At 64.0% G+C, this 17,998-nt stretch carries 21 protein-coding genes; 11 read left to right on the top strand and 10 right to left on the bottom strand.

Annotated elements, in window-relative coordinates:
- Window positions 1-128: 128 nt before the first annotated feature.
- Together FX984_RS06085 and FX984_RS06080 are read right to left on the bottom strand one after the other, a co-directional pair.
- Complete coding sequence (locus FX984_RS06085; RefSeq protein ID WP_027607227.1) at window positions 129-875, bottom strand: creatininase family protein; 747 nt, start codon at window positions 873-875, stop codon at window positions 129-131.
- A gap of 30 nt (window positions 876-905) precedes the next feature.
- Window positions 906-1,619, bottom strand: coding sequence for a murein L,D-transpeptidase catalytic domain family protein (locus FX984_RS06080; RefSeq protein ID WP_027607226.1), 714 nt, complete (start codon window positions 1,617-1,619; stop codon window positions 906-908).
- A 38-nt stretch (window positions 1,620-1,657) separates the two neighbouring features.
- Here FX984_RS06080 and FX984_RS06075 point away from each other — a divergent pair, with 38 nt between their 5' ends.
- Window positions 1,658-3,259 carry a L,D-transpeptidase family protein gene (locus tag FX984_RS06075; protein ID WP_027607225.1) on the top strand — a complete coding sequence of 534 codons (1,602 nt, stop codon included), beginning with the start codon at window positions 1,658-1,660 and terminating at the stop codon, window positions 3,257-3,259.
- On the opposite strand, the gene FX984_RS06070 is transcribed toward FX984_RS06075, so the two are convergent.
- Window positions 3,256-3,759: a P-loop nucleotide/nucleoside kinase family protein gene (locus FX984_RS06070; RefSeq protein ID WP_146477223.1), complete on the bottom strand. Its 504-nt coding sequence runs from the start codon at window positions 3,757-3,759 to the stop codon at window positions 3,256-3,258. The two genes, FX984_RS06075 and FX984_RS06070, sit on opposite strands and share 4 nt — an antisense overlap.
- A gap of 74 nt (window positions 3,760-3,833) precedes the next feature.
- On the opposite strand from FX984_RS06070, the gene dapF reads away from it, so the two are divergent.
- The gene (gene dapF, locus FX984_RS06065) at window positions 3,834-4,637 is read left to right on the top strand and encodes a diaminopimelate epimerase (protein WP_146477225.1); all 804 of its coding nucleotides are present in this window, start codon (window positions 3,834-3,836) and stop codon (window positions 4,635-4,637) included.
- On the opposite strand, the gene FX984_RS06060 is transcribed toward dapF, so the two are convergent.
- Both FX984_RS06060 and FX984_RS06055 read right to left on the bottom strand, forming a co-directional pair.
- A complete protein-coding gene (locus FX984_RS06060) occupies window positions 4,625-5,767 on the bottom strand; it encodes a PAS domain-containing sensor histidine kinase (RefSeq protein ID WP_146477227.1) in 1,143 nt (380 codons plus the stop codon). The two genes, dapF and FX984_RS06060, sit on opposite strands and share 13 nt — an antisense overlap.
- A complete protein-coding gene (locus FX984_RS06055) occupies window positions 5,757-6,572 on the bottom strand; it encodes an alpha/beta fold hydrolase (protein ID WP_065941858.1) in 816 nt (271 codons plus the stop codon). Before FX984_RS06055 ends, FX984_RS06060 begins: the two co-directional genes overlap by 11 nt.
- A 128-nt stretch (window positions 6,573-6,700) precedes the next feature.
- Between FX984_RS06055 and FX984_RS06050 the strand changes: the two genes are divergently transcribed.
- Entirely contained in the window at window positions 6,701-7,906 is a 1,206-nt protein-coding gene (locus FX984_RS06050; RefSeq protein ID WP_146477229.1) for a TPM domain-containing protein, read from the top strand.
- Window positions 7,907-7,965: 59 nt separating this feature from the next.
- Here the strand turns inward: FX984_RS06050 and FX984_RS06045 are convergent, their stop codons facing one another.
- Both FX984_RS06045 and FX984_RS06040 read right to left on the bottom strand, forming a co-directional pair.
- Window positions 7,966-8,391 (bottom strand): GNAT family N-acetyltransferase, encoded by a 426-nt coding sequence (locus FX984_RS06045; protein ID WP_108572772.1) that lies wholly within the window; start codon window positions 8,389-8,391, stop codon window positions 7,966-7,968.
- Window positions 8,392-8,409: 18 nt separating this feature from the next.
- Window positions 8,410-8,901: a GNAT family N-acetyltransferase gene (locus FX984_RS06040; protein ID WP_146477232.1), complete on the bottom strand. Its 492-nt coding sequence runs from the start codon at window positions 8,899-8,901 to the stop codon at window positions 8,410-8,412.
- 335 nt (window positions 8,902-9,236) lie between these two features.
- On the opposite strand from FX984_RS06040, the gene FX984_RS06035 reads away from it, so the two are divergent.
- A complete protein-coding gene (locus FX984_RS06035; RefSeq protein WP_027607217.1) occupies window positions 9,237-9,707 on the top strand; it encodes a GNAT family N-acetyltransferase in 471 nt (156 codons plus the stop codon).
- Here the strand turns inward: FX984_RS06035 and FX984_RS06030 are convergent.
- On the bottom strand, window positions 9,701-10,186 hold the full coding sequence (locus tag FX984_RS06030) for an HIT family protein (protein WP_146477234.1): 486 nt from the start codon (window positions 10,184-10,186) through the stop codon (window positions 9,701-9,703). The genes FX984_RS06035 and FX984_RS06030 overlap by 7 nt on opposite strands.
- A gap of 140 nt (window positions 10,187-10,326) precedes the next feature.
- Between FX984_RS06030 and FX984_RS06025 the strand changes: the two genes are divergently transcribed.
- Window positions 10,327-10,656: a DHCW motif cupin fold protein gene (locus FX984_RS06025; RefSeq protein ID WP_092357344.1), complete on the top strand. Its 330-nt coding sequence runs from the start codon at window positions 10,327-10,329 to the stop codon at window positions 10,654-10,656.
- A gap of 69 nt (window positions 10,657-10,725) precedes the next feature.
- Here FX984_RS06025 and FX984_RS06020 read toward each other — a convergent pair whose 3' ends face one another.
- Both FX984_RS06020 and FX984_RS06015 read right to left on the bottom strand, forming a co-directional pair.
- Window positions 10,726-11,193 (bottom strand): copper chaperone PCu(A)C, encoded by a 468-nt coding sequence (locus tag FX984_RS06020; protein WP_146477236.1) that lies wholly within the window; start codon window positions 11,191-11,193, stop codon window positions 10,726-10,728.
- A complete protein-coding gene (locus tag FX984_RS06015; protein ID WP_027607213.1) occupies window positions 11,193-11,798 on the bottom strand; it encodes an SCO family protein in 606 nt (201 codons plus the stop codon). The genes FX984_RS06020 and FX984_RS06015 overlap by 1 nt, the downstream gene beginning before the upstream one ends.
- A 181-nt stretch (window positions 11,799-11,979) precedes the next feature.
- Here FX984_RS06015 and FX984_RS06010 point away from each other — a divergent pair, with 181 nt between their 5' ends.
- The 6 genes from FX984_RS06010 to hemN all read left to right on the top strand — a co-directional run bounded on the left by FX984_RS06010 (window position 11,980) and on the right by hemN (window position 17,562).
- Window positions 11,980-12,363 (top strand): DUF2946 domain-containing protein, encoded by a 384-nt coding sequence (locus FX984_RS06010; protein WP_146477238.1) that lies wholly within the window; start codon window positions 11,980-11,982, stop codon window positions 12,361-12,363.
- 62 nt (window positions 12,364-12,425) lie between these two features.
- The gene (locus tag FX984_RS06005; protein ID WP_146477240.1) at window positions 12,426-12,971 is read left to right on the top strand and encodes a putative natural product biosynthesis protein; all 546 of its coding nucleotides are present in this window, start codon (window positions 12,426-12,428) and stop codon (window positions 12,969-12,971) included.
- Window positions 12,972-13,141: 170 nt separating this feature from the next.
- Window positions 13,142-14,458, top strand: coding sequence for an OprD family outer membrane porin (locus FX984_RS06000; protein ID WP_146477242.1), 1,317 nt, complete (start codon window positions 13,142-13,144; stop codon window positions 14,456-14,458).
- Between the two features lie 95 nt (window positions 14,459-14,553).
- Window positions 14,554-14,997, top strand: a complete 444-nt coding sequence (locus FX984_RS05995) for a hypothetical protein (RefSeq protein WP_098479228.1) — start codon at window positions 14,554-14,556, stop codon at window positions 14,995-14,997.
- Between the two features lie 77 nt (window positions 14,998-15,074).
- Window positions 15,075-16,190, top strand: coding sequence for an oxygen-independent coproporphyrinogen III oxidase (locus FX984_RS05990; RefSeq protein WP_081744468.1), 1,116 nt, complete (start codon window positions 15,075-15,077; stop codon window positions 16,188-16,190).
- Window positions 16,177-17,562: an oxygen-independent coproporphyrinogen III oxidase gene (hemN, locus tag FX984_RS05985; RefSeq protein WP_027607208.1), complete on the top strand. Its 1,386-nt coding sequence runs from the start codon at window positions 16,177-16,179 to the stop codon at window positions 17,560-17,562. The genes FX984_RS05990 and hemN overlap by 14 nt, the downstream gene beginning before the upstream one ends.
- The last annotated feature ends 436 nt before the right edge of the window (window positions 17,563-17,998 follow it).

The following is a 17,998-nucleotide window of genomic DNA, read 5'->3' as shown; positions in this document are numbered from 1 at the left end:
CTGCAGTGCTCTTATTGGGGGCTGCTGCGCAGCCCAACGCGGGCAAGCCCGCTCACCACAGTTACAGTGTTCCTCCTTAACTGACTGGCATTGGGGAAAGCCCCCCCACATTTGAATGTGTATAAGGCCTAAGGTCTGGCTTCGTTGCTGAAGCTGTTAACCGTTTTCACCAGCCCTTGAGCCGCCAGCGCCACCAACTCCCCACCTTTCTCCACCGTCGCCAGCGCCGGGTCCGAGCCCATGCGCCCGTCGGGAAAGCGGGCGCGGAAGTCCAGGGCTTCACGGATCGGCCCGGTGTTGGCGATCTGCGGGGAGTAGTCGGCCGACTTGATCGCGTCCGGATACGCCCACTGCGTCACCGCGATTTCCGAAGGCGTCGCATGGCTGCCATGGCCCACCGGGAATTGGCGGTGCGCCAGATCAGTGACGCCTTCCAGGTCCCACCAGTTCACCAGCTTCAACGCAAACCCGGCAGGGCGACGGCCGAAGCTCGCCTCGGCGTACAGCTCGGAAAACGCCGCTTCAATCGTGGCGATATTGCCGCCGTGGCCGTTCAGGAACAGGATCTTGTCGAAGCCATGCCCGGCCAGCGAGCGCACCCAGTCGCCAATCGCAGCGATAAAGGTGGAAGGGCGCAGGGAAATGGTGCCGGGGAAACCCAGGTGGTGCTGGGCCATGCCGATATTGAAGGTGGGGCCGATGAGGATGTCGGCGTTCTTTTGCGCCTCATGGGCGATGATTTCCGGGCACATCCAGTCGGTGCCCAGCAGGCCGGTGGGGCCGTGTTGTTCGTTGGAGCCGATGGGAATCACCACCGTGCGGCTGCGTTCCAGGAACTGCCCGATCTCGATCCAGGTCGATTGATGTAGAAGCATGCGAAGCTCTCTTTTATCTGTGGGGACAGGCTAACCGCCACGGATTGTACGACTACTCGCCACCTGCTGGGGTCTGCAATTGAGGTACGTCGAGGACTTCAGCCAGCGTTGGTCGGGGTACCACGAAAACATGAACTGCCCATCCTTGAGCTTGTCCACCACCTGGCGTGCCACCTGCGGGCGCACGGCCGGGCAACCCTGGCTGCGGCCGATGCGGCCTTCGCGCTTGCTCCACAAGGGGCTGACGTAGTCGGCGGCGTGAATCACGATGGCGCGGTCGCGGGCCTGGTCATTGAACCCCGGCTCCAGGCCGTCCATGCGCAGCGAGTAGCCATGGGTGCCCAGGTAGCTTTCCTGGGTGCGGAACAGGCCCAGGCTGGATTGATGGCTGCCTTCCAGGTTGGAGAATTGGGTGGCGAAGTTTTCCCCGGACTTTGCGCCGTGGGCCACCAGGTCGCGCAGCACCAGGGTTTTCTTGCGCAGGTCGAAGATCCACAGCCGACGGGCGGTTGAAGGTTGGGAATAGTCAATCACGGCCAGGCGCTCGGAGCGTTCCTCGCCGTTATTGACCGCGCACTGCACGGCGTTCAGGGCGCTTTTCAGTACGGTGGGATTGAGTTCTGGAGCCGAGCGCGCCAGGCTGTTATACAAGGAAGGAGGGTTGCCATTGGCGGCGAGCGCAGAATTGCTCAGTAAAGCCAGGCCCATGGTGACCAAACCAAGGCGGCATATAAAAGTCAGCATCTACAGTACATCCCCCACTGTGGATTGGAGCAAAGCTATTGTTCAAAAAACACGCATGTTACTTGAGCATTTGCCTGCTCGTTGCACCATTGGTCGCCACAGCCGACGTGCTGCCGGTCGAGCCGTTGCCGGTCACGACGCCGGCGCCGGTCGAACTGGCCCCGCTGCAACAGGCGCTGGCGCAACTGCCGGGTGTCTGCCCCGGCCTTGCCGCGCAGATAGACGCTGCCACGCAACTGCGCCTGCAAGCGTTCTACCAGCAGCAGGGGAATGGGCCGCTGTGGTCCGCCAATGATCGCCGCGAGGCACTGCACGCCCAATTGCAGCTGCTCGCCGATGACGGGCTGGACCCCACCCACTATAGTCTGCCTGCGGCGGATGCCACGGCCAATGTGCTGTGCAGCGACATCGACATCAGCCAGCACTACCTGCAAGCCCTGCAGGATCTGCATTACGGGCGCCTGCAGCAATCGCGCTTCGAACCGCTGTGGCATTCGCAGCCGCCCACCCGCGACCCCGACACCGAAGTGCTGGCCCTCGCTGCCCTCGGCCTGCAAAACATGGCGCAAGCCTTTGACCAGGCGCGCCCCAGCGCCGATCTGTACCGCAGCCTGCGCAACGCCTATGCCAGCGTCCGCCTGCAACCCTTGCCGCATTGGGATCCGGTCGGCAGCGGCCCGTTATTGCGTCCCGGCATGGACGACCCGCGCGTCCCGGAACTGGCCCGTCGGCTCCACAGCGGTGGCTACCTGTCTGCAGAACCCAAGGGCGCCGGCAAACAATACGGTCCGGAACTGGTCACGGCGGTGAAGGCCTTCCAGCTCAGCCACTCCCTGCAATCGGACGGCGTGATCGGCGCCGGCACCGTGGCCGAACTCAATATCAGCCCGGCCATGCGCCGCGAACAGCTGCGCATCAACCTCGAGCGTTTCCGCTGGCTGGCCCAGGACCTGGAGCCCGAAGGCGTGCTGGTCAACGTCGCCGCCGCGCAACTGAGCGTGTACCAGAGCGGCATCCCGGTGTGGCAGACCCGCCTGCAGGTGGGCCGCGCCGAACGCCAGACGCCGCTGCTCAAGTCACGCATCACCCGGCTGACCCTCAACCCCACCTGGACCATCCCGCCCACCATCATGCGCGAGGACAAACTCCCGGCCATCCGCCTCAACCCCGAATACCTGCGCCAGCAGAACCTGCAAGTGCTCGACGCCGAAGGCCACCCGCTGGCGCCGGAAAATATCGACTGGGCGCGCCCCGGCAATATCCTCCTGCGCCAGGAAGCCGGTCCGCGCAACCCGCTGGGCAAGATCGTGATGCGCTTTCCCAACCCGTACTCGGTGTACCTGCACGACACCCCGAGCCAACCGCTGTTCACCAAAGGCCCACGGGCCTTCAGTTCGGGTTGCGTAAGGGTTGAACAACCGCTGCTGTTGCGCGACCTGCTGGTCAGCCCGGCCGAACGCGCGCGCACCGATGAACTGCTGGCCACCGGCGTGACCCATGAATTCCGGCTGGCCACCCCGGTGCCGGTGCTGCTGGGCTACTGGACAGTGCAGGTCGACGGCCAGGGTGACCTGGTGTATGCGCCGGATATTTATGGGCGCGACCTGGTGTTGATGAAGGCGATGGGGAGTGTGCTCTAGGGCATTGCCGTGTGGGCAACGATTGACGCGACGGCCTCGGTAGCTGTCACGGAGGCCGTGTCCAGGGTCAACACGGGTTGGCCCCAGCGCTCGTATTCGTGCGTCGATACCGACTGCCAAGTCGGCGGCGTCAACCCAGGAATGTCGCCCGTACGGGTTTCCACCCGGCGCCGGTGTTCCTGTGCGTCTGTACACACCACCTGAATATTGACCAGCGCCACGTCTGCCGTCGCGGCCGTCGCTGCCCAGGCTGCCCGGCTTTCCTCGACCGGATTCACGCAATCGGCGACGACCCTATGGCCCAACTGCAAGTTACTCAGCGCCAGCGCATTCGCCACGCCGTAGCCGCTGGCACCGACATCACCTGCCAATACGCCCGCGTCGCGAATCGCCTGTTCGATCACATCGATGCGCAGGTAAACCGCACCGGTCTGGCGCGCCAACTCGCGGGCAATCGTGGTCTTGCCGGTGCCGGGCAGGCCGCTGAAGACGATAAGCATGCTTGACTCTCGATAAGGGTGGGGCGGTTCAGGGTATCCTCCCGTTCCCCCACCGGTCGACCCCAGGACAGCCCATGACCTTGCCGTTCACAAAGATGCACGCCCACGGCGACGATTTCATCATCATCGACCGCCGTGGCCTGGACGACCCTGTCACCCCCGAGGTCGCCCGCCGCCTGGGCGATCGCCACACCGGCATTGGCTTCAATCAACTGGCCGTGGTGCTCGACTGCGAAGACGCCGCTGCGCGCATCAAGTTCTGGAACCCCAACGGCACGCCGCTGCAAACCTGTGGCAGCGCCACGCGTGGGGTGGCCGACCGTTTGATGCATGAAACCCGCAGCGATTCGGTTGTGCTGCGCACCGACCGGGGCCTGCTGACCTGCGTGCGGGTAGCGGATCGTCAAGTGTCGGTCAACATGGGCGCGCCGTCCCTGGACTGGGCGGCCGTGCCGCTGGCCGAGGCCATGGATACGGTTACGTTACCGCTGCCGGGCAACCCGGCGGCGTGCAGCATGGGCAACCCCCATTGCACGTTTTTTGTGGCCGACATCAACGCCATCGATCCGGCCGCCGTCGGCCCGGCGCTGGAAATTCACCCGCTGTTCCCGGCCAGGACCAATGTGCATTTCGTGCAGGTGCTCGACCGTGGGCATATCCGCCTGCGCATCTGGGAGCGTGGCGGCGGCGTGCCGCTGGGTTCCGGTTCGTGCTGTTGCGGCGCGGTGGTCAATGGCATTCGCCGTGGCTTGCTGGATGCCACGGTGCAGGTGCAGTGCGACGGCGGTACGGTCACGGTGCACTGGGACGCGCAGGGCGGTGTGGTGTTGACGGGCAGTGTGGAGCCGATCATGCAGGGCAGCGCCTACCTGTTCTGAAACGTCACCGTGAAGGTGGTGCCGGCCGTGGCACAGGAACTCACCGCCACATCGCCGCCATGGACCTTGGCCAACTCCCGCACGATATACAGGCCCAGGCCCACGCTGCGCACGTCGCTGCCCTGGTCGGTGCCACGGGTCATGGGCTCGAACAGCCCGGCCAGCAAACCTGCCGGAATCGCCGTGCCGTGGTTGTGCACCGCCACTTCGCAAGCGCCGGCACCCAGGCGCGAGGTGATGGTGATCGGTTGTTGCGGATCGCCATAGGCCACGCTGTTGGCCACCAGGTTGCCGATGATTTGCTGCACGCGATCGGCATCCAGGCAGGCGTCGCCACGGCCCTGTGCGTGATGCTTCAGCGTTGCCTTGGGGAACGCCACGCGCAGTTCGTCCACCGCGCGATGGATCACCTCGTGCAGGTCCAGCGGCGCCGCCTTGATGGTGATGCCCTGGCCGACCCGTGCCTGGGTAAAGTCCAGCAGGTCGGCGATCATCCGTTGCGCGCGCTCGGAGGACTGGCCGATGTGCCCCAGCAGTTGGCGCTCCTTGGGCGTGCGTTCGCCACGGCTGAGAAAGTCCGAGGCCATGCGGATCGCCGTGAGCGGGTTTTTCAGGTCATGGCTGACAATCGCGACCATCTGCTCGGCAAACAGGGCGCGCCGCTGGGCGATGGCATAGGCCTCGTTCAGTTCGGCCTGGGCTTGTTGCAGCGCGACTTCGGTGGCGGTTTTTTCCTGCAACAGCGCTTCGGCCAGGTGGCGCGCGTTGAGCAGCTCGCGCTCGTACTTGTCGCGGTCGGTGGTGCCGAACAGCGCCAGGTCGTACACCACCGAGCCGGCCTGTTCGCGTTTGTTGCCGTTGAGCAGCACGGTCAGCTTGTGGCCGTCGCGGTGCAACAGGTCCAGCTTCACCTCGGTGACGCTGCCGTGCATGCGCAGCATGGGCGCCAGGTGAGTCTGGTGGAAGATCCTCCCGCCCATGCTCAGCAGGTCCTGGAAACGCCGGCCCTGCAGCTCGGCGATGCTGAACCCCAGCCAGTCTCTGAAGCGTGCGTTGGCCTGCAGGATCGTGCCATCTTCCGTGGTGACGGCCAGGGCGCAGGCGGCGCTGTCGAACAGATCAGCCGGCACGTGCTGCCATCCACGGCGCGAGGAAGGCATCCATGGCCGCCGCGCAGGCCTGCGGCGCGCTCATGTGCGGGCAATGGCCGACGTTGTCCACCAGGCAATAGGTGCTGTTGGGCAGCACGCTGTGCAGGTATTCACCCACGGCCACCGGGGCGATCAGGTCGTCACTCGATTGCAGGATCAGCACCGGGGTGGGCAGGCCGATCACGTCCTGGCGGTTGTCCGACATAAAGGTCACGCGCGCGAACTGCCTGGCGATCTCCGGCTCGGTGCGGCAGAAACTCTCGGTCAACTCGTCGCTCAGCGCCGGTTGGCCGGGGGCTCCCATGATCACCGGGGCCATGGCGCTGGACCAGCCGAGGTAGTTGCTGTCGAGGGTGTCGAGCAGGTCGTCGATGTCGGCGCGCTTGAAACCGCCCACGTAGCCATCGTCATCGATATAGCGTGGCGACGGGCCGATCATCACATGGGCGGCGACACGGCCGGGGGCCAGGCGGTCGGCGAGGGTGCCGATCATGGCACTGACCGAGTGTCCCACCAGGATGACCGGGCCCTCGGCAAAGGCCTCGATGATCTCGTTCAAGTCGCGGGCATAGCCGTCCAGCGCGCTGTACTTGGCCTTGTCAAAGGCGTTGAGGTCGGACAGGCCTGCGCCCGTCAGGTCATACATCACCACGCGAAAACGCTCTTTGAACTGCGGCGCAAGGTAGTTCCACATGGCCTGGTTGCAGCCGAAACCATGGGAAAACACCAGGGTCGAGGGCCCGTCACCCATCACGTTGACGTTGTTGCGCTGGAGTAGGCCCATGGGGATCTCGAAGTTATGGCGTATTGCTAGGTGTGCTGCAGTTTAGATAGTCGATGGCTTTGGGTCACGCGTTATAGCGCCGATAGGGTAAAGTCGGCGCCTTCAGGAAGAAACTTCAGGTAACAAACATGATGCGGTGGTTGCGGCAATCCGTCTTGAGTCTGCTGGTATTGATGTCCGCCGGCCTGTTTATCACCGCCCAGGCCGAGACGTCGCCCATCGGCGTAGCCCTCGACCAGCGGGTGATCGACCTCACCAACACCCTCGACGCCGGCACCACCACCCGTCTGCAAGACCAACTCGCCGCCCTTGAGCAGCGCAAAGGCGCGCAGGTGGCGGTGTTGCTGGTGCCCACCACCCGTGGCGCGAGCATCGAGGACTACGCCAACCAACTGTTCCGCGCCTGGAAACTGGGGCGCAAGGATGTCAACGACGGCATCCTGCTGGTGGTGGCCAAGGACGATCGCAAGGTGCGCATCGAGGTGGGCTACGGCCTGGAGGGCACGGTGACCGACCTGCTGGCCCACCGGATTATTGAAGAACACATCACCCCGGCCTTTCGCCAGGGCGACTATGCCGGCGGTGTCGAGCAGGGCGTGAACGACCTGGTTGTCCTGGTGGATGGCGGTGACTTGCCGCAGGTGGCCGGGCACGGCGGCAGTCTTGAGGCGCTTGCGGTATTGCTGGCGTTCGTGTGCGGTGCCGTCGGTGGCGTGCTGGTTGCGGCGCGCAAGCTGGGCTGGCGGGGGGCGTTGATCGCCACGGCAGTCGTTACCGTGGCGCTGGTGGTATTCGCCGGTGGCCGGGAATGGCCGATGTACCTGCTGGTACTGCCGCTGACCCTCCTGATCGGCGGCGCCACCTTCGGCGCCTTGTGGCTGGCGCGCACGGCGTTCTACTGCGTGATAGGGCTGTTGGCCTACATCGCCGGGGTGGTGATCGCCAACCGGTTCGTGGAAGTCAGTTATATCCATTGGCTGGTGTGGCCGTTTGGCGCGGCGTTGGTGCTGGGCTTGTACCTCGGGTTGTTCTTCGTCATCAGGGCATCCTGGAAAAAGCGCCCGCGCTTTTTCCTCCTGCGTGCGCTGGCAGTCATGGCCATCTACGTCGCTGCGGGGACACTGCTGGGGCACGGGTATCAGGGCTGGATCGTGGCGATTCCAGTGGCCTCCTTCGTGGCGTTTATCGTGTTTGTGCAGAGCATTGCCAGTTCCGGCTCGGGGTCCGGCTCGGGCGGTGGCTCCGGTTCGGGTTCCAGCGGCTCCAGCTCCAGCAGCAGTTCCTCGGGGGGCGGTGGTTCCAGTGGCGGTGGCGGGGCGTCGGGGAGTTGGTAACCGGCGGTTGTTCGGCCTGACGCCCGGCTGCAAACGGCTGCCTGGCAAAGCCCTGGACGTTACAGCCGCTTGGATAGAAACACGCGACTGCTGCCTGCCGGTTCACACGGGACCTCCCCGAACCGCACCCACCCATGCTTTTCATAAAAGCCCGGGGCCTGAAAACTGAGGGTATAGAGCACCGCGTTCGCGCAGCCGCGACGCCGGGCTTCGTGCTCAAAAGCGTGCAGCAACCGGCTGCCCAGGCCCGTGCCGCGCAGGGCCTCGGGTAGGTGGAACAGGTCGAGAAAAGCCATGCCCAGGGTGGTTTTGCCGGTGATGCCGCCGACGGTCTGCCGGGTATCGGGATCCTTGAGCAATACCGTCAGTGGCAGGCGGTCGTTGTAGCCGGCGATACCTTCGTTGAACGCAGCCAGGCCGCTGCCGAGAATACGCTCGGCGTCGGGATTGGCCTGGTCGCTGACTTCAATAAGCGCTGCGGTCATTGCAAAACCCTCCGTGGGTTAAAGCGTCATCAGCATTTCATGCCAGGCCATGCCGCCATGATCCGAGGGCGACGGCTGGACATAGGTGTAGCCCATGCGGGTGTACAACGGCACATGCCGTTCCTTGCACATCAGGTGAATCGTGCGCTTGCCCATCGCGCGCATGCGCTGCACGAACTCGCTCATCAGCACCTTGGAATACCCCTTGCCCTGATGTGTCGGGTCGACCACCACCGACATGATCACCACATTCGGCGCCTCGGCCGAATGCCCCACCAGTTCCTTGAAGGCCTCGTCCGACATCACCACGTCATGGGCGCAACCGCTGTTGATAAAACCTGCCACCTTGCCATCGGCCTCCAGGATCAAAAAGCCTTGCGGGTATAGCGCAATACGCGTGGCGATCTTTTCCAGGGTCGCGGCTTCGTCGCCCTCGTAGGCGGTGATTTCAATCTCGTAGCAACGGGCGGCGTCGGCGGGGAGGGCGTTGCGTAAGGTGAGGGCGGGCATAGGCGTTTCCTGGGGCGTTGAGCGAAAGTCCACATCATAACGGCCTCGCTGGGACTCTGCGCAGAACACCGATCGAAATTGTGGGAGGGGGCTTGCCCCCGATGGCGGCGTGTCAATCAGCCCATCTATAACTGATCCACCGCTATCGGGGGCAAGCCCCCTCCCACAGTTTTGTCTGCGCCAGGCTTGGTGGTGGGTGCTGTTTTCGATGTATGTTGGTCAGGGGCACGGCATTCAAGAGGCAGTGTGGAGCCCGCCAAAGCGGGAGCAAGCTCCCTCACCTCCGTTATTCATTCACCCGGGTGGGCAACGGAAATCCATGAAGGAAGGACCCCATGCTGGAAATAAAACGCGCCACCCCCACCGACGCCAACGCCGCTTTTGACATCCGCCGCGCAGCCATCCGCAGCCAATGCATCGGCGCCTACACCGCCGAACAAATGGCGCTCTGGACCCGTGGCAAGGCCGAGGACGGCTACAGCGCGCTGATGGACAAACCGTTCTACCTGGGCTGGTTGAACGGTGAACCGGTGGCCACCGGCATGCTCGACCTGGCCAACAACGAAGTCGGCGCGCTGTTCGTGTTGCCCGCATTCACCGGACGCGGGTATGGCAAGGCGATGCTGGATCACCTTGAGCAGGTCGCGCGGGAACTGGCGATTGAAGAGGTGGTGCTGGACGCGACGTTGAATGCCGCGAGTTTTTATCGCGCGTGCGGCTACGTGGGGGATGAACAGGCGATTTATCACTCGCCGTCGGGGTTGCAGTTGGCGTGTATTCCGATGAAAAAACACCTGCATCAGTGACGCAAATGCACGCGCAAGTTGCCGATAACCTGCGCGAGTGAAGGCCCGTGGATCACCGGTGGGATCAGGCTCTCACCAAACTCCCGCCACACAAACAGCGTCAGTTCCGCGCCATCGGTGAGCGTTTTTGCCAGGTCCTGGGAACCCAAGCCTTGCAACCGCCGATAGCGCTCATCCCGCCAGAATGCTTCCTCCACCCAGTCATACACCGGGATGAAATGAAAGTGCAGCGGGAACCCCGGCAGATGCCCATAGCGGCTGATATACAACCACTTGGGCTTGAGTTGCGCCTCCATGACCCGCTGGGTTTTCGCCAGCAGTCCACCCAGTTCGGCCAGCGCTGCATCCGACATGTCGGCGAGGGAATCAACAGGCGCCTTGGCACCCAGCATCAGGTAACCCGGCAGCTTCGAAGCCAGGTGATGGTTGAGCAGCCAGTGCTCGGTCTCAAACAGGATATTGGCGGGGTCGATCTGCATCAGCGCGCGTCCTTGGGAGCAGGGTGGGCAGGATAACAAGCACGCTCGCCTGTATCCCACAAAACCATGGGATCTGTGTCTATCGCGAACGTTGTCAGGTGGATAGCCTCAGGCCACGTTAACTGACGACCGAGCAAACCATGGAACTCACCGCTGTCCCGTTTGGCATCACCGACTGGTCCACCCTCGAACCCGAGCTTCACCCCGGCGTCAGCGGCAGTGCCTCATGGCGCACCTGCCACTTCGGCACCACCCGCGTGCGCAGGGTGGATTACAGCCCCGGCTACCTGGCCGATCACTGGTGCCGGCGCGGGCATGTGCTGCTGTGCCTGGAAGGCGAGTTGCACACCGAGCTGGAAGACGGCCGCCGGTTCACGCTGACGGCCGGGATGAGTTACCAGGTGGGCAATGACATGGAGGCGCATCGTTCCTCGACGAGTGTCGGGGCGAAGCTATTTATCGTGGATTGAAGGGGGACCTTTGTGGTGAGGGAACAAGCTCCCTCACCACAGGAACAGGCCCCCCCCCAATCCGCTGCATCAATGCATCTTGCTATGGTCCATGCCATCCAGCCCACGCGCCTTGGCCTGAACCTCAACGGTCTGCTTCTCGCCCTTGGCGTTCTCCACGGTCAACGTCAGCGGCACCTGGTCGCCTTCCTTGATCTGGCCGGTCAGGCCCATCAGCATCACGTGGTAGCCGTCCGGGTCGAGCTTGACCGCCTTGCCCGCCGGCAGGGCCACCGCGTCCACCGGGCCCATGCGCATCACGTCGTCCTTCATGCTCATTTCATGGATCTGTACGTCCTTGGCCACCGGCGAGGCCACGCTGAGCAGCTTGCTGTCGCTGTCGGCGGTCACGGTCATGAACGCGCCGCTGGACGGTTGGCCCGGCACCGAGGCGCGCACCCAGGCGTCGGTGACTTGCACCTGGGCGCTGGCGTGGGCGGCGAAACCCAGCAGGGCGAGGCTGAGGGTGAAGCGCTTGAGGTGTTGAACGGCAGTCATTAGCAGACCTCCATGACGGTGAGCAGGTCTTCTGCGCACTCTTTAGCGGTAAGGGATGCCTGCAACCCCAGGCGCAGGTTGCCACGGGTGTCGAAGACAAAACTGGTGGCCGTGTGGGACAGGGTGTAGGTGTCGCCGGCGGGGATCTTTTCATAGAAGATCCCGAACTCCTTGGCGGCCACGGCGATTTCTTCCGGGGTGCCGTACAGCGCTTCGAAGCTGGGGTCGAAGGCCTTGACGTACTTGTCGAGGATCTGCGGCGTGTCGCGTTCCGGGTCCAGGGTGATAAAGATCACCTGCATGATCTCGCCGTCACGGCCCATCAGCTTCTTGGCCTGGGCGGCGCGGGCCAGCGTGGTCGGGCACACGGCCGGGCACTGGGTGAAACCGAAGAACACCACCGGCATCAGGCCACGGTAGGAACTGAGGGTGACGGTGTCGCCCTCGGTGTTCTTGAGCTTGAAGGTGCGGCCCATGATCTTGTCGCTCAAGTCCTTGCCGTACTTGAAGTTCAACTTGGGGCTGTTGTCACAACCGGCCAGCAGGCCCAGGCCCAACAGGCCCATGCCGGTCAGGACCTTGCGGCGGGTGAATAACGTACTCATCAACGGTGCATCCTGTGAAACGCCCGCATTGCGCGAAATCAACTCGGCGGGCTTTGAATAGGAGTAAACGAGGAGGGCGCCAAGTCTACCAACCCTGGCCAGCCTGCGTAATCTGCGACGTTCTGCCACAGGGGCACGCTGGATTTCATCCTTTTGCACCGCTGGTGGTAGAGTCGCCGCCATGAAATCGAGCCGCCCCGACCGTTCCCTGATCGTCTGGACCCTGTACTTCTGCGTGCTGATGAACCTGTTCGTGTGCGGTTTGGGCCATGGCCAGATGACCGGCCAGCAGCTCAATGGCATCGGTGGCGCGTTCTGCGCAGTGGACGGCCAACAGGCGCCACTTTCCGACAAAGGGCTGGGCGCGCCGTCTTCCAGTAACATCTCGAACTACTTTGCCTGCCCGGTGTGCAACGCCGTGACCGTCGCGCTGGTGTTCCTGATCGGCCTGGCCTGGTTGCTGGGCCTGGGGCAGGCCCCACGCCCGGCCCATGAGCGGCGCAACAAGGCGCCGCCGCGTTATTCCTGGCCCTCGGCCAACCCCCGCGCATCCCCCGCATTCTGACGTGTGCCTTGGGCCTCCTGTGAACAGGGGGCGTTCTATCGTCACGACTGTGAGTGCGCTTTATGAACCATCACTTGCCTGCCGGCGCCAGCCGTCTGGTCAGCCAGGCGTCCCGTCGCCCGCGCGCGGAACCGGCACGCCCGGACTACCCGAGCAATGCCCGCTGCTTTGTGCACCTGGATGCACGCCTGTTGCCGTATTGGCACACCCTGTTCGACATCTGCCCGACGCTGCTAAAGCTCGACCCGCCCGAGGGCCTGAACCTGTTTCGCAGCTTCATGACCTGGGCCTATCGCAACCAGCCGGCCCAGGACTGGACATGGCACCTGAACCTGTGCCGTTGGCTGCTGGCGTCGCCGTATCGCGGGCAGATTGATGAAGAGCCCATCGAAACCTTCATGGCCGCTGCGGCGGCGCGTTGGATCAGTACGGATGACAGTCAGGCCCAGGGAGTGGTCCTGGCCTGGCAAGGCCTGACGGTGTTCGATTGGAAGGGCGCGCGCAGTGCCGCCGCCGAACAACAGGCACTGCCCGCCACGCAATGGGATTTTGCCTGGTGTGCGCTCGCCTCCCCAGGGGTCTTCCAGGGCTGGTTACCGGTGCCTTGAATGAGCGGGATTGTTACGTAAACCGCAACAGTGATTGACGGTTTTAGCGGCTGTTTCCCCAAGGCCCAAGGCTATACCGTGCGCGCACCCGTTGAATGCAGCACCACCCGACCGACAAACAACAGGGTTGGGCTGTAACGGGGTCGCCTCAATCACTTCACGGAGCCTTCATGAAACACACCACGTGCCTGGCGCTCGCCGTCTCCTTCGGCGCCGCGCAGCAGGCGGCTGCATCGGGTTTTATCGATGACAGCAAAGCCACCCTCGACCTGCGCAATTTCTATTACAACCAGGACACCCGCAACACCAGGGCGCCGTCGGACAGAGAGTGGGGCCAGGCCTTCATGTTCAACTACCAGTCCGGTTTCACCGAGGGCCTGGTGGGCTTCGGCCTGGACCTGCAGGCCATGTATGGCCTGCGCCTGGATGCCTCGGGGCGCGCCGGCAAGGCCGGTGAAGACAACACCCCCGGCAGCGTCTTCCCGTTGTCCGATGGCAAGGCCGCCCATGACTTCAGCAAGACCGGCGCCACCGGCAAGGTGCGCATCTCGCAAACCCAGCTCAAGGTCGGCACCCTGATGCCGAAGATGCCGGTGCTGATATCCGAAGACGGCCGCTTGTTGCCGCAGACGTTCCGTGGCTATCAGGTCGACTCCAGGGACCTCAAGGACTTCAACCTGATCGCCGGCAAAATGGAGCAGGTGCTCGACCGCAACTCCAGCAACGGCCAGGGCCTGTCGATCGCCGGGGCCAACGACCCGGCCAAGGGCCGGTTCAGCAACCAGTTCTACTACGGCGGGGTGGATTACGCCGTCAGCAGGCAACTGCAAGTGCAGTACTACTACGCGACCCTGGAGAATTTCTACCAGCAGCATTTCGTCGGCCTGGTGCACAACTGGCAGTTGCCGGTGGGGCAGCTCAAGACCGATCTGCGTTACTTCTACAGCACCGCCGACGGCAAGAACGGCAGCGCCGCCGGGCGCGATGAAGGCTATGTGAGTTCCGGGTATTACGCGCCGGGCGTCAACTCGGGCAAGGTCGACAACCGCCTGTGGAGCGCGATGTTGACCTATGGCGTGCACGGGCATTCCGTGGGCCTGGGGTATCAGAAAACCACCGGCGCCAGTGACTTTCCCCACATCAACCAGGGCCAGGGCCGTTCGCTGTACCTGATCACCAACGCCCAGTCGTTGAAGTTCGTCAACGCCGGCGAACAGGCGACGGTGGGTAACTACACCTATGACTTTACCGGCCTGGGCGTTCCGGGCCTGAAGTCGAGCGTGACCTATATCCACGGCAGCAACATCCGCGCGGCGCGTCGCGACAACAGCGAGTGGGAGCGCGATGTGCGTGTCGACTACGTGATCCCCACGGGCACGTTCAAGGGCCTGGGCCTGACCTGGCGCAGCGCCGTGCTGCGCGGCAATGACACCGCCGACAAGGATGAGACGCGGCTGATCGTCAGCTACAGCCTGCCGTTGCTGTAAGCCCGGCAGGAGCAACGCTTGACCGGCATCAAGGCCGCCCCGTGCGCCAGCCCGCACACTGGGCTCCCCACGGCCGGTCCCTCTGCGAGGCTTGCATGCTCTACCTCCTGTTGCTATTGGCCCACCTGTTCGCCGCGCTGATCTTTATCGGCACGGTGTTCTTCGAAGTGCTGATCCTCGGGCACCTGCACCAGCACTTGCCGATGCGGGTGACGGTGCTGGTGGAGCAGGGCGTCGCCCGGCGTGCCCGGGTGTTGATGCCGTGGGTGTTGCTGGTGCTGTTCGGCGCCGGGCTCGGCATGGTCTGGCTGCGCTACCTGCCGGCGTTGTCGGCCCCGCTGGCGTCCGCGTTCGGCACGTTGCTGAGCCTCAAGTTGATCCTGGCCGCCAGTGTGCTGCTGCACTTCCTGGTGACCATGGCGCGGATGCGCCGGGGCAAGGTCAGTGCGCGCTATAGCCATTTCATTCACCTGAGCTTGTTTGTGCACATGGTCGCCATTGTGCTGCTGGCCAAGGGCATGTTTTACCTCAGCTGGTAACGACCTTGATGCATATCAAGGTGCGCGCAGCGGTCGCACCGGACAATGGACCACCGCCGCCCGTTCCGGAGTCCGCCATGCGCACCCATCTTCATCCCACCCGCTTTCGTCAGGACCAGGGCGTGCTGGACCTGGCGTGCCAGACGGACACGCGCCGCTTCCATGCCGGCGTCGGCTCGCTCGACCTGCTGCGCGCCCTGCGCGACAGCCGCCAGCGCCAGCGGCCCCTGGCGCTGAACCTGCACTGGCCGGCAAGCGATGCCGGCGCTGAGTACCTGCAGAGCCTCACCCAGGAAATCCAGCTGATCGGCTGCCAGCTCGGCCCGCGCCAACCAGTCGAGCACTTTCACCTGCGCGGCACCACACCGACGATCGAGCAGGTGTGCACGGTGCTGGAACACCTGCACAGCCGCTTCAACTTTCTCGACCACGACCGTGGCGACTACCGAATCGACCTCGACCCCTGGCACATCGACTGGGCCACCATGGGCCTGTTGCGCGACCAGGGTTTCAACCACGCCAGCATCGGCGTGCCCGACGCCAACCGGGACGGGCCGCTGTCCCAGGCACGCTATCAGGACCCGGCGCCCATCGAGTCGCTGGTGGATGCGGCGCGGACCTTCGGGTTTCGCTCAGTGAACATCGACCTCGGCTACGGCCATGCCTGGCAGACGCCGGCCAGTTTCGAGCAGAAACTGGCCAGCCTGATCGCCCTGGAGCCTGACCGCCTGCAACTGTTCGATTACGCCCAGCCACCGGTGCGCTACCAGGGCCGGCAATCCCAGGCATTTTGCAGCGCGGCGGATAAACGCGCGATGCGCCGCAGCGGTTTTGAACACCTGGCCGCCGCCGGGTACCACTACATCGGCCTGGGCCAGTTCGCCCGCACCGACGATGACCTCAAACAGGCCCAGGAGCGCGGCCGCCTCAGCCGTAATTGCGAAGGCTTCACCCTGCACGGCTACTGCGATCACATCGGCTTTGGCCTGGGGGCCATCAGCCAGATCGACACGCTGTGTGTCCAGAACACCCTGGATGCCCGTGAGTACTGCGCTCAGCTGAGCAACGGCCAGCTCGCCACCTGTTGTGGCGGGTTTCACGAAACCGCCGACCCGGCGCGTCTGTACGTCACCCAGCCCCTGACCACCCCCGTCAGCGCCAACGACGAGGTGATCGACCATGACGGCGTTTGAGTTCGACCGTGCCCTGGTGCACAAATACGACCGCCCGGGGCCGCGCTACACCTCGTACCCGACCGCGCCGCAGTTCAACAGCGCGTTTGCCCTGGACGACTATCACCAGGCCGTGCGCGCCAGTCACCAACTCGCCGCGCCCAAGGCGTTGTCGGTGTACATCCACATTCCGTTCTGCCAGAGCCTTTGCTACTACTGCGGCTGCCACAAGATCATCACCCGCAAGACCCATCGCGCCGTCGAGTATGTGGCGTACCTCAAGCGCGAGATCCAGATGCAGGGCGCGTTGTTCGAGCGCTCGCGGCGCCTGACCCAGTTGCACCTGGGCGGCGGCACCCCGACGTATCTGGACGATGCGCAACTGGCCGAACTGATGGCCTGCCTGGCGGACAACTTCAGCCTGGATGACAGCGACGCCCATGAGTTCTCCATCGAGGTCGACCCGCGCACCATCAGCCTCGAGCGCATCAACACCCTGCGCCGCCTGGGCTTCAATCGCCTGAGTTTCGGCGTGCAGGACTTCGACCCCGACGTACAGGCCGCCGTGAATCGCGTGCAAAGCGAAGCGCAGATCCTGCAACTGGTGGCGGCGGCCCGCGAGGCACGCTTCAAGTCGGTGAGTGTCGACCTGATCTACGGCCTGCCCCTGCAAACCGTGGCCAGCTTCGACGTGACCCTGAGCAAGCTGATCGCCCTGCGGCCCGACCGCGTGGCCGCCTACAGCTACGCACACTTGCCGAGCCAGATCCGCGCCCAGCGCATGATCCGTCCCGAAGACATGCCACCCCCGGCGCGCAAGCTGGAGCTGCTGGAACTGACCATTCGCCGCCTCACCGAGGCCGGTTACATCTACATCGGCATGGACCACTTCGCCCTGCCCGACGATGAGCTGGCACTGGCCCGCGCCAACGGCAGCCTGCAACGCAACTTCCAGGGCTACTCCACCCATGCCGATTGCGACCTGATCGGCCTGGGCGTATCGGCCATCGGCAAGGTCGGCGACAGCTACAGCCAGAGCGTCAAGGAGCTGTCCCAGTACTACGCGCGCATCGATGCGGGCATGTTGCCGGTGCAGCGCGGTTACCGGCTCAACCCCGATGACGTACTGCGCCGCGAGGTGATCAATGGGTTGATGTGCGACGGCCGCGTCGATGTCGCCCAGGTGGAAGCGGCCCATGGCATTCGGTTCAATGAGTATTTTGCCCAAGCGTTGACGCAGCTGGACGAGCAAGTGGCGGACGGCTTATTACTGGTCCAGGACGACGCGCTGCAACTGCTGCCCAAGGGCCAACTGATGGTGCGCAGCGTGGCCATGGCCTTCGACGCCTACCTGGGCGGCGCCCACAAAGGCCAATTCTCCCGTACCGTCTGACACTCCTCGTTAGCAGTGTGTCAGCCAACACCTCTACCAGCTGTGCCGCCGCCATCGAAGCCTCGCTAAAGCTCGACATCTCCCACAGGGGATCAGCGGTGCCCACGAGATCTACAGCCGGGCCACTTTCTACCTGCCAACCGCGATCAAATGTGGGAGGGGGCTTGCTCCCGATGGCGGTGGGTCAGCCAACACCTCTACCAACTGTGCCGCCGCCATCGAAGCCTCGCTGAAGCTCGACATCTCCCACAGGGATCAGCGGCGCCCATCAGATCTACAGCCGGGCCACTTTCTACCTGCCAACCGCGACCAAATGTGGGAGGGGGCTTGCCCCCGATAGTGGTGGGTCAGCCAACCTCTCTGCCGGCAGTGCCACCGCCATCGAAGCCTCGCTAAAGCTCGACATCTCCCACAGGGGACCGGCGGTGCCCATGCG

The organism is Pseudomonas marginalis (genome assembly GCF_008692035.1).
In the GTDB taxonomy this organism is placed as follows: domain Bacteria; phylum Pseudomonadota; class Gammaproteobacteria; order Pseudomonadales; family Pseudomonadaceae; genus Aquipseudomonas; species Aquipseudomonas marginalis.
This window is presented reverse-complemented; position numbering and strand designations above follow the sequence as displayed.

What these genes read in the sequence shown, in the direction of transcription:
- FX984_RS06010 (WP_146477238.1), top strand. Translation starts at nt 11,980, where the DNA reads ATGAAATCGAGCCGCCCCGACCGTTCCCTGATCGTCTGGACCCTGTAC.
- FX984_RS06015 (WP_027607213.1), bottom strand. Translation starts at nt 11,798, where the DNA reads ATGAGTACGTTATTCACCCGCCGCAAGGTCCTGACCGGCATGGGCCTG.
- FX984_RS06000 (WP_146477242.1), top strand. Translation starts at nt 13,142, where the DNA reads ATGAAACACACCACGTGCCTGGCGCTCGCCGTCTCCTTCGGCGCCGCG.
- FX984_RS06030 (WP_146477234.1), bottom strand. Translation starts at nt 10,186, where the DNA reads ATGCAGATCGACCCCGCCAATATCCTGTTTGAGACCGAGCACTGGCTG.
- dapF (WP_146477225.1), top strand. Translation starts at nt 3,834, where the DNA reads ATGACCTTGCCGTTCACAAAGATGCACGCCCACGGCGACGATTTCATC.
- FX984_RS06045 (WP_108572772.1), bottom strand. Translation starts at nt 8,391, where the DNA reads ATGACCGCAGCGCTTATTGAAGTCAGCGACCAGGCCAATCCCGACGCC.
- FX984_RS06025 (WP_092357344.1), top strand. Translation starts at nt 10,327, where the DNA reads ATGGAACTCACCGCTGTCCCGTTTGGCATCACCGACTGGTCCACCCTC.
- FX984_RS06050 (WP_146477229.1), top strand. Translation starts at nt 6,701, where the DNA reads ATGATGCGGTGGTTGCGGCAATCCGTCTTGAGTCTGCTGGTATTGATG.
- FX984_RS05995 (WP_098479228.1), top strand. Translation starts at nt 14,554, where the DNA reads ATGCTCTACCTCCTGTTGCTATTGGCCCACCTGTTCGCCGCGCTGATC.
- FX984_RS06055 (WP_065941858.1), bottom strand. Translation starts at nt 6,572, where the DNA reads ATGGGCCTACTCCAGCGCAACAACGTCAACGTGATGGGTGACGGGCCC.
- FX984_RS06005 (WP_146477240.1), top strand. Translation starts at nt 12,426, where the DNA reads ATGAACCATCACTTGCCTGCCGGCGCCAGCCGTCTGGTCAGCCAGGCG.
- FX984_RS06040 (WP_146477232.1), bottom strand. Translation starts at nt 8,901, where the DNA reads ATGCCCGCCCTCACCTTACGCAACGCCCTCCCCGCCGACGCCGCCCGT.
- FX984_RS06085 (WP_027607227.1), bottom strand. Translation starts at nt 875, where the DNA reads ATGCTTCTACATCAATCGACCTGGATCGAGATCGGGCAGTTCCTGGAA.
- FX984_RS06020 (WP_146477236.1), bottom strand. Translation starts at nt 11,193, where the DNA reads ATGACTGCCGTTCAACACCTCAAGCGCTTCACCCTCAGCCTCGCCCTG.
- hemN (WP_027607208.1), top strand. Translation starts at nt 16,177, where the DNA reads ATGACGGCGTTTGAGTTCGACCGTGCCCTGGTGCACAAATACGACCGC.
- FX984_RS06070 (WP_146477223.1), bottom strand. Translation starts at nt 3,759, where the DNA reads ATGCTTATCGTCTTCAGCGGCCTGCCCGGCACCGGCAAGACCACGATT.
- FX984_RS06080 (WP_027607226.1), bottom strand. Translation starts at nt 1,619, where the DNA reads ATGCTGACTTTTATATGCCGCCTTGGTTTGGTCACCATGGGCCTGGCT.
- FX984_RS06035 (WP_027607217.1), top strand. Translation starts at nt 9,237, where the DNA reads ATGCTGGAAATAAAACGCGCCACCCCCACCGACGCCAACGCCGCTTTT.
- FX984_RS05990 (WP_081744468.1), top strand. Translation starts at nt 15,075, where the DNA reads ATGCGCACCCATCTTCATCCCACCCGCTTTCGTCAGGACCAGGGCGTG.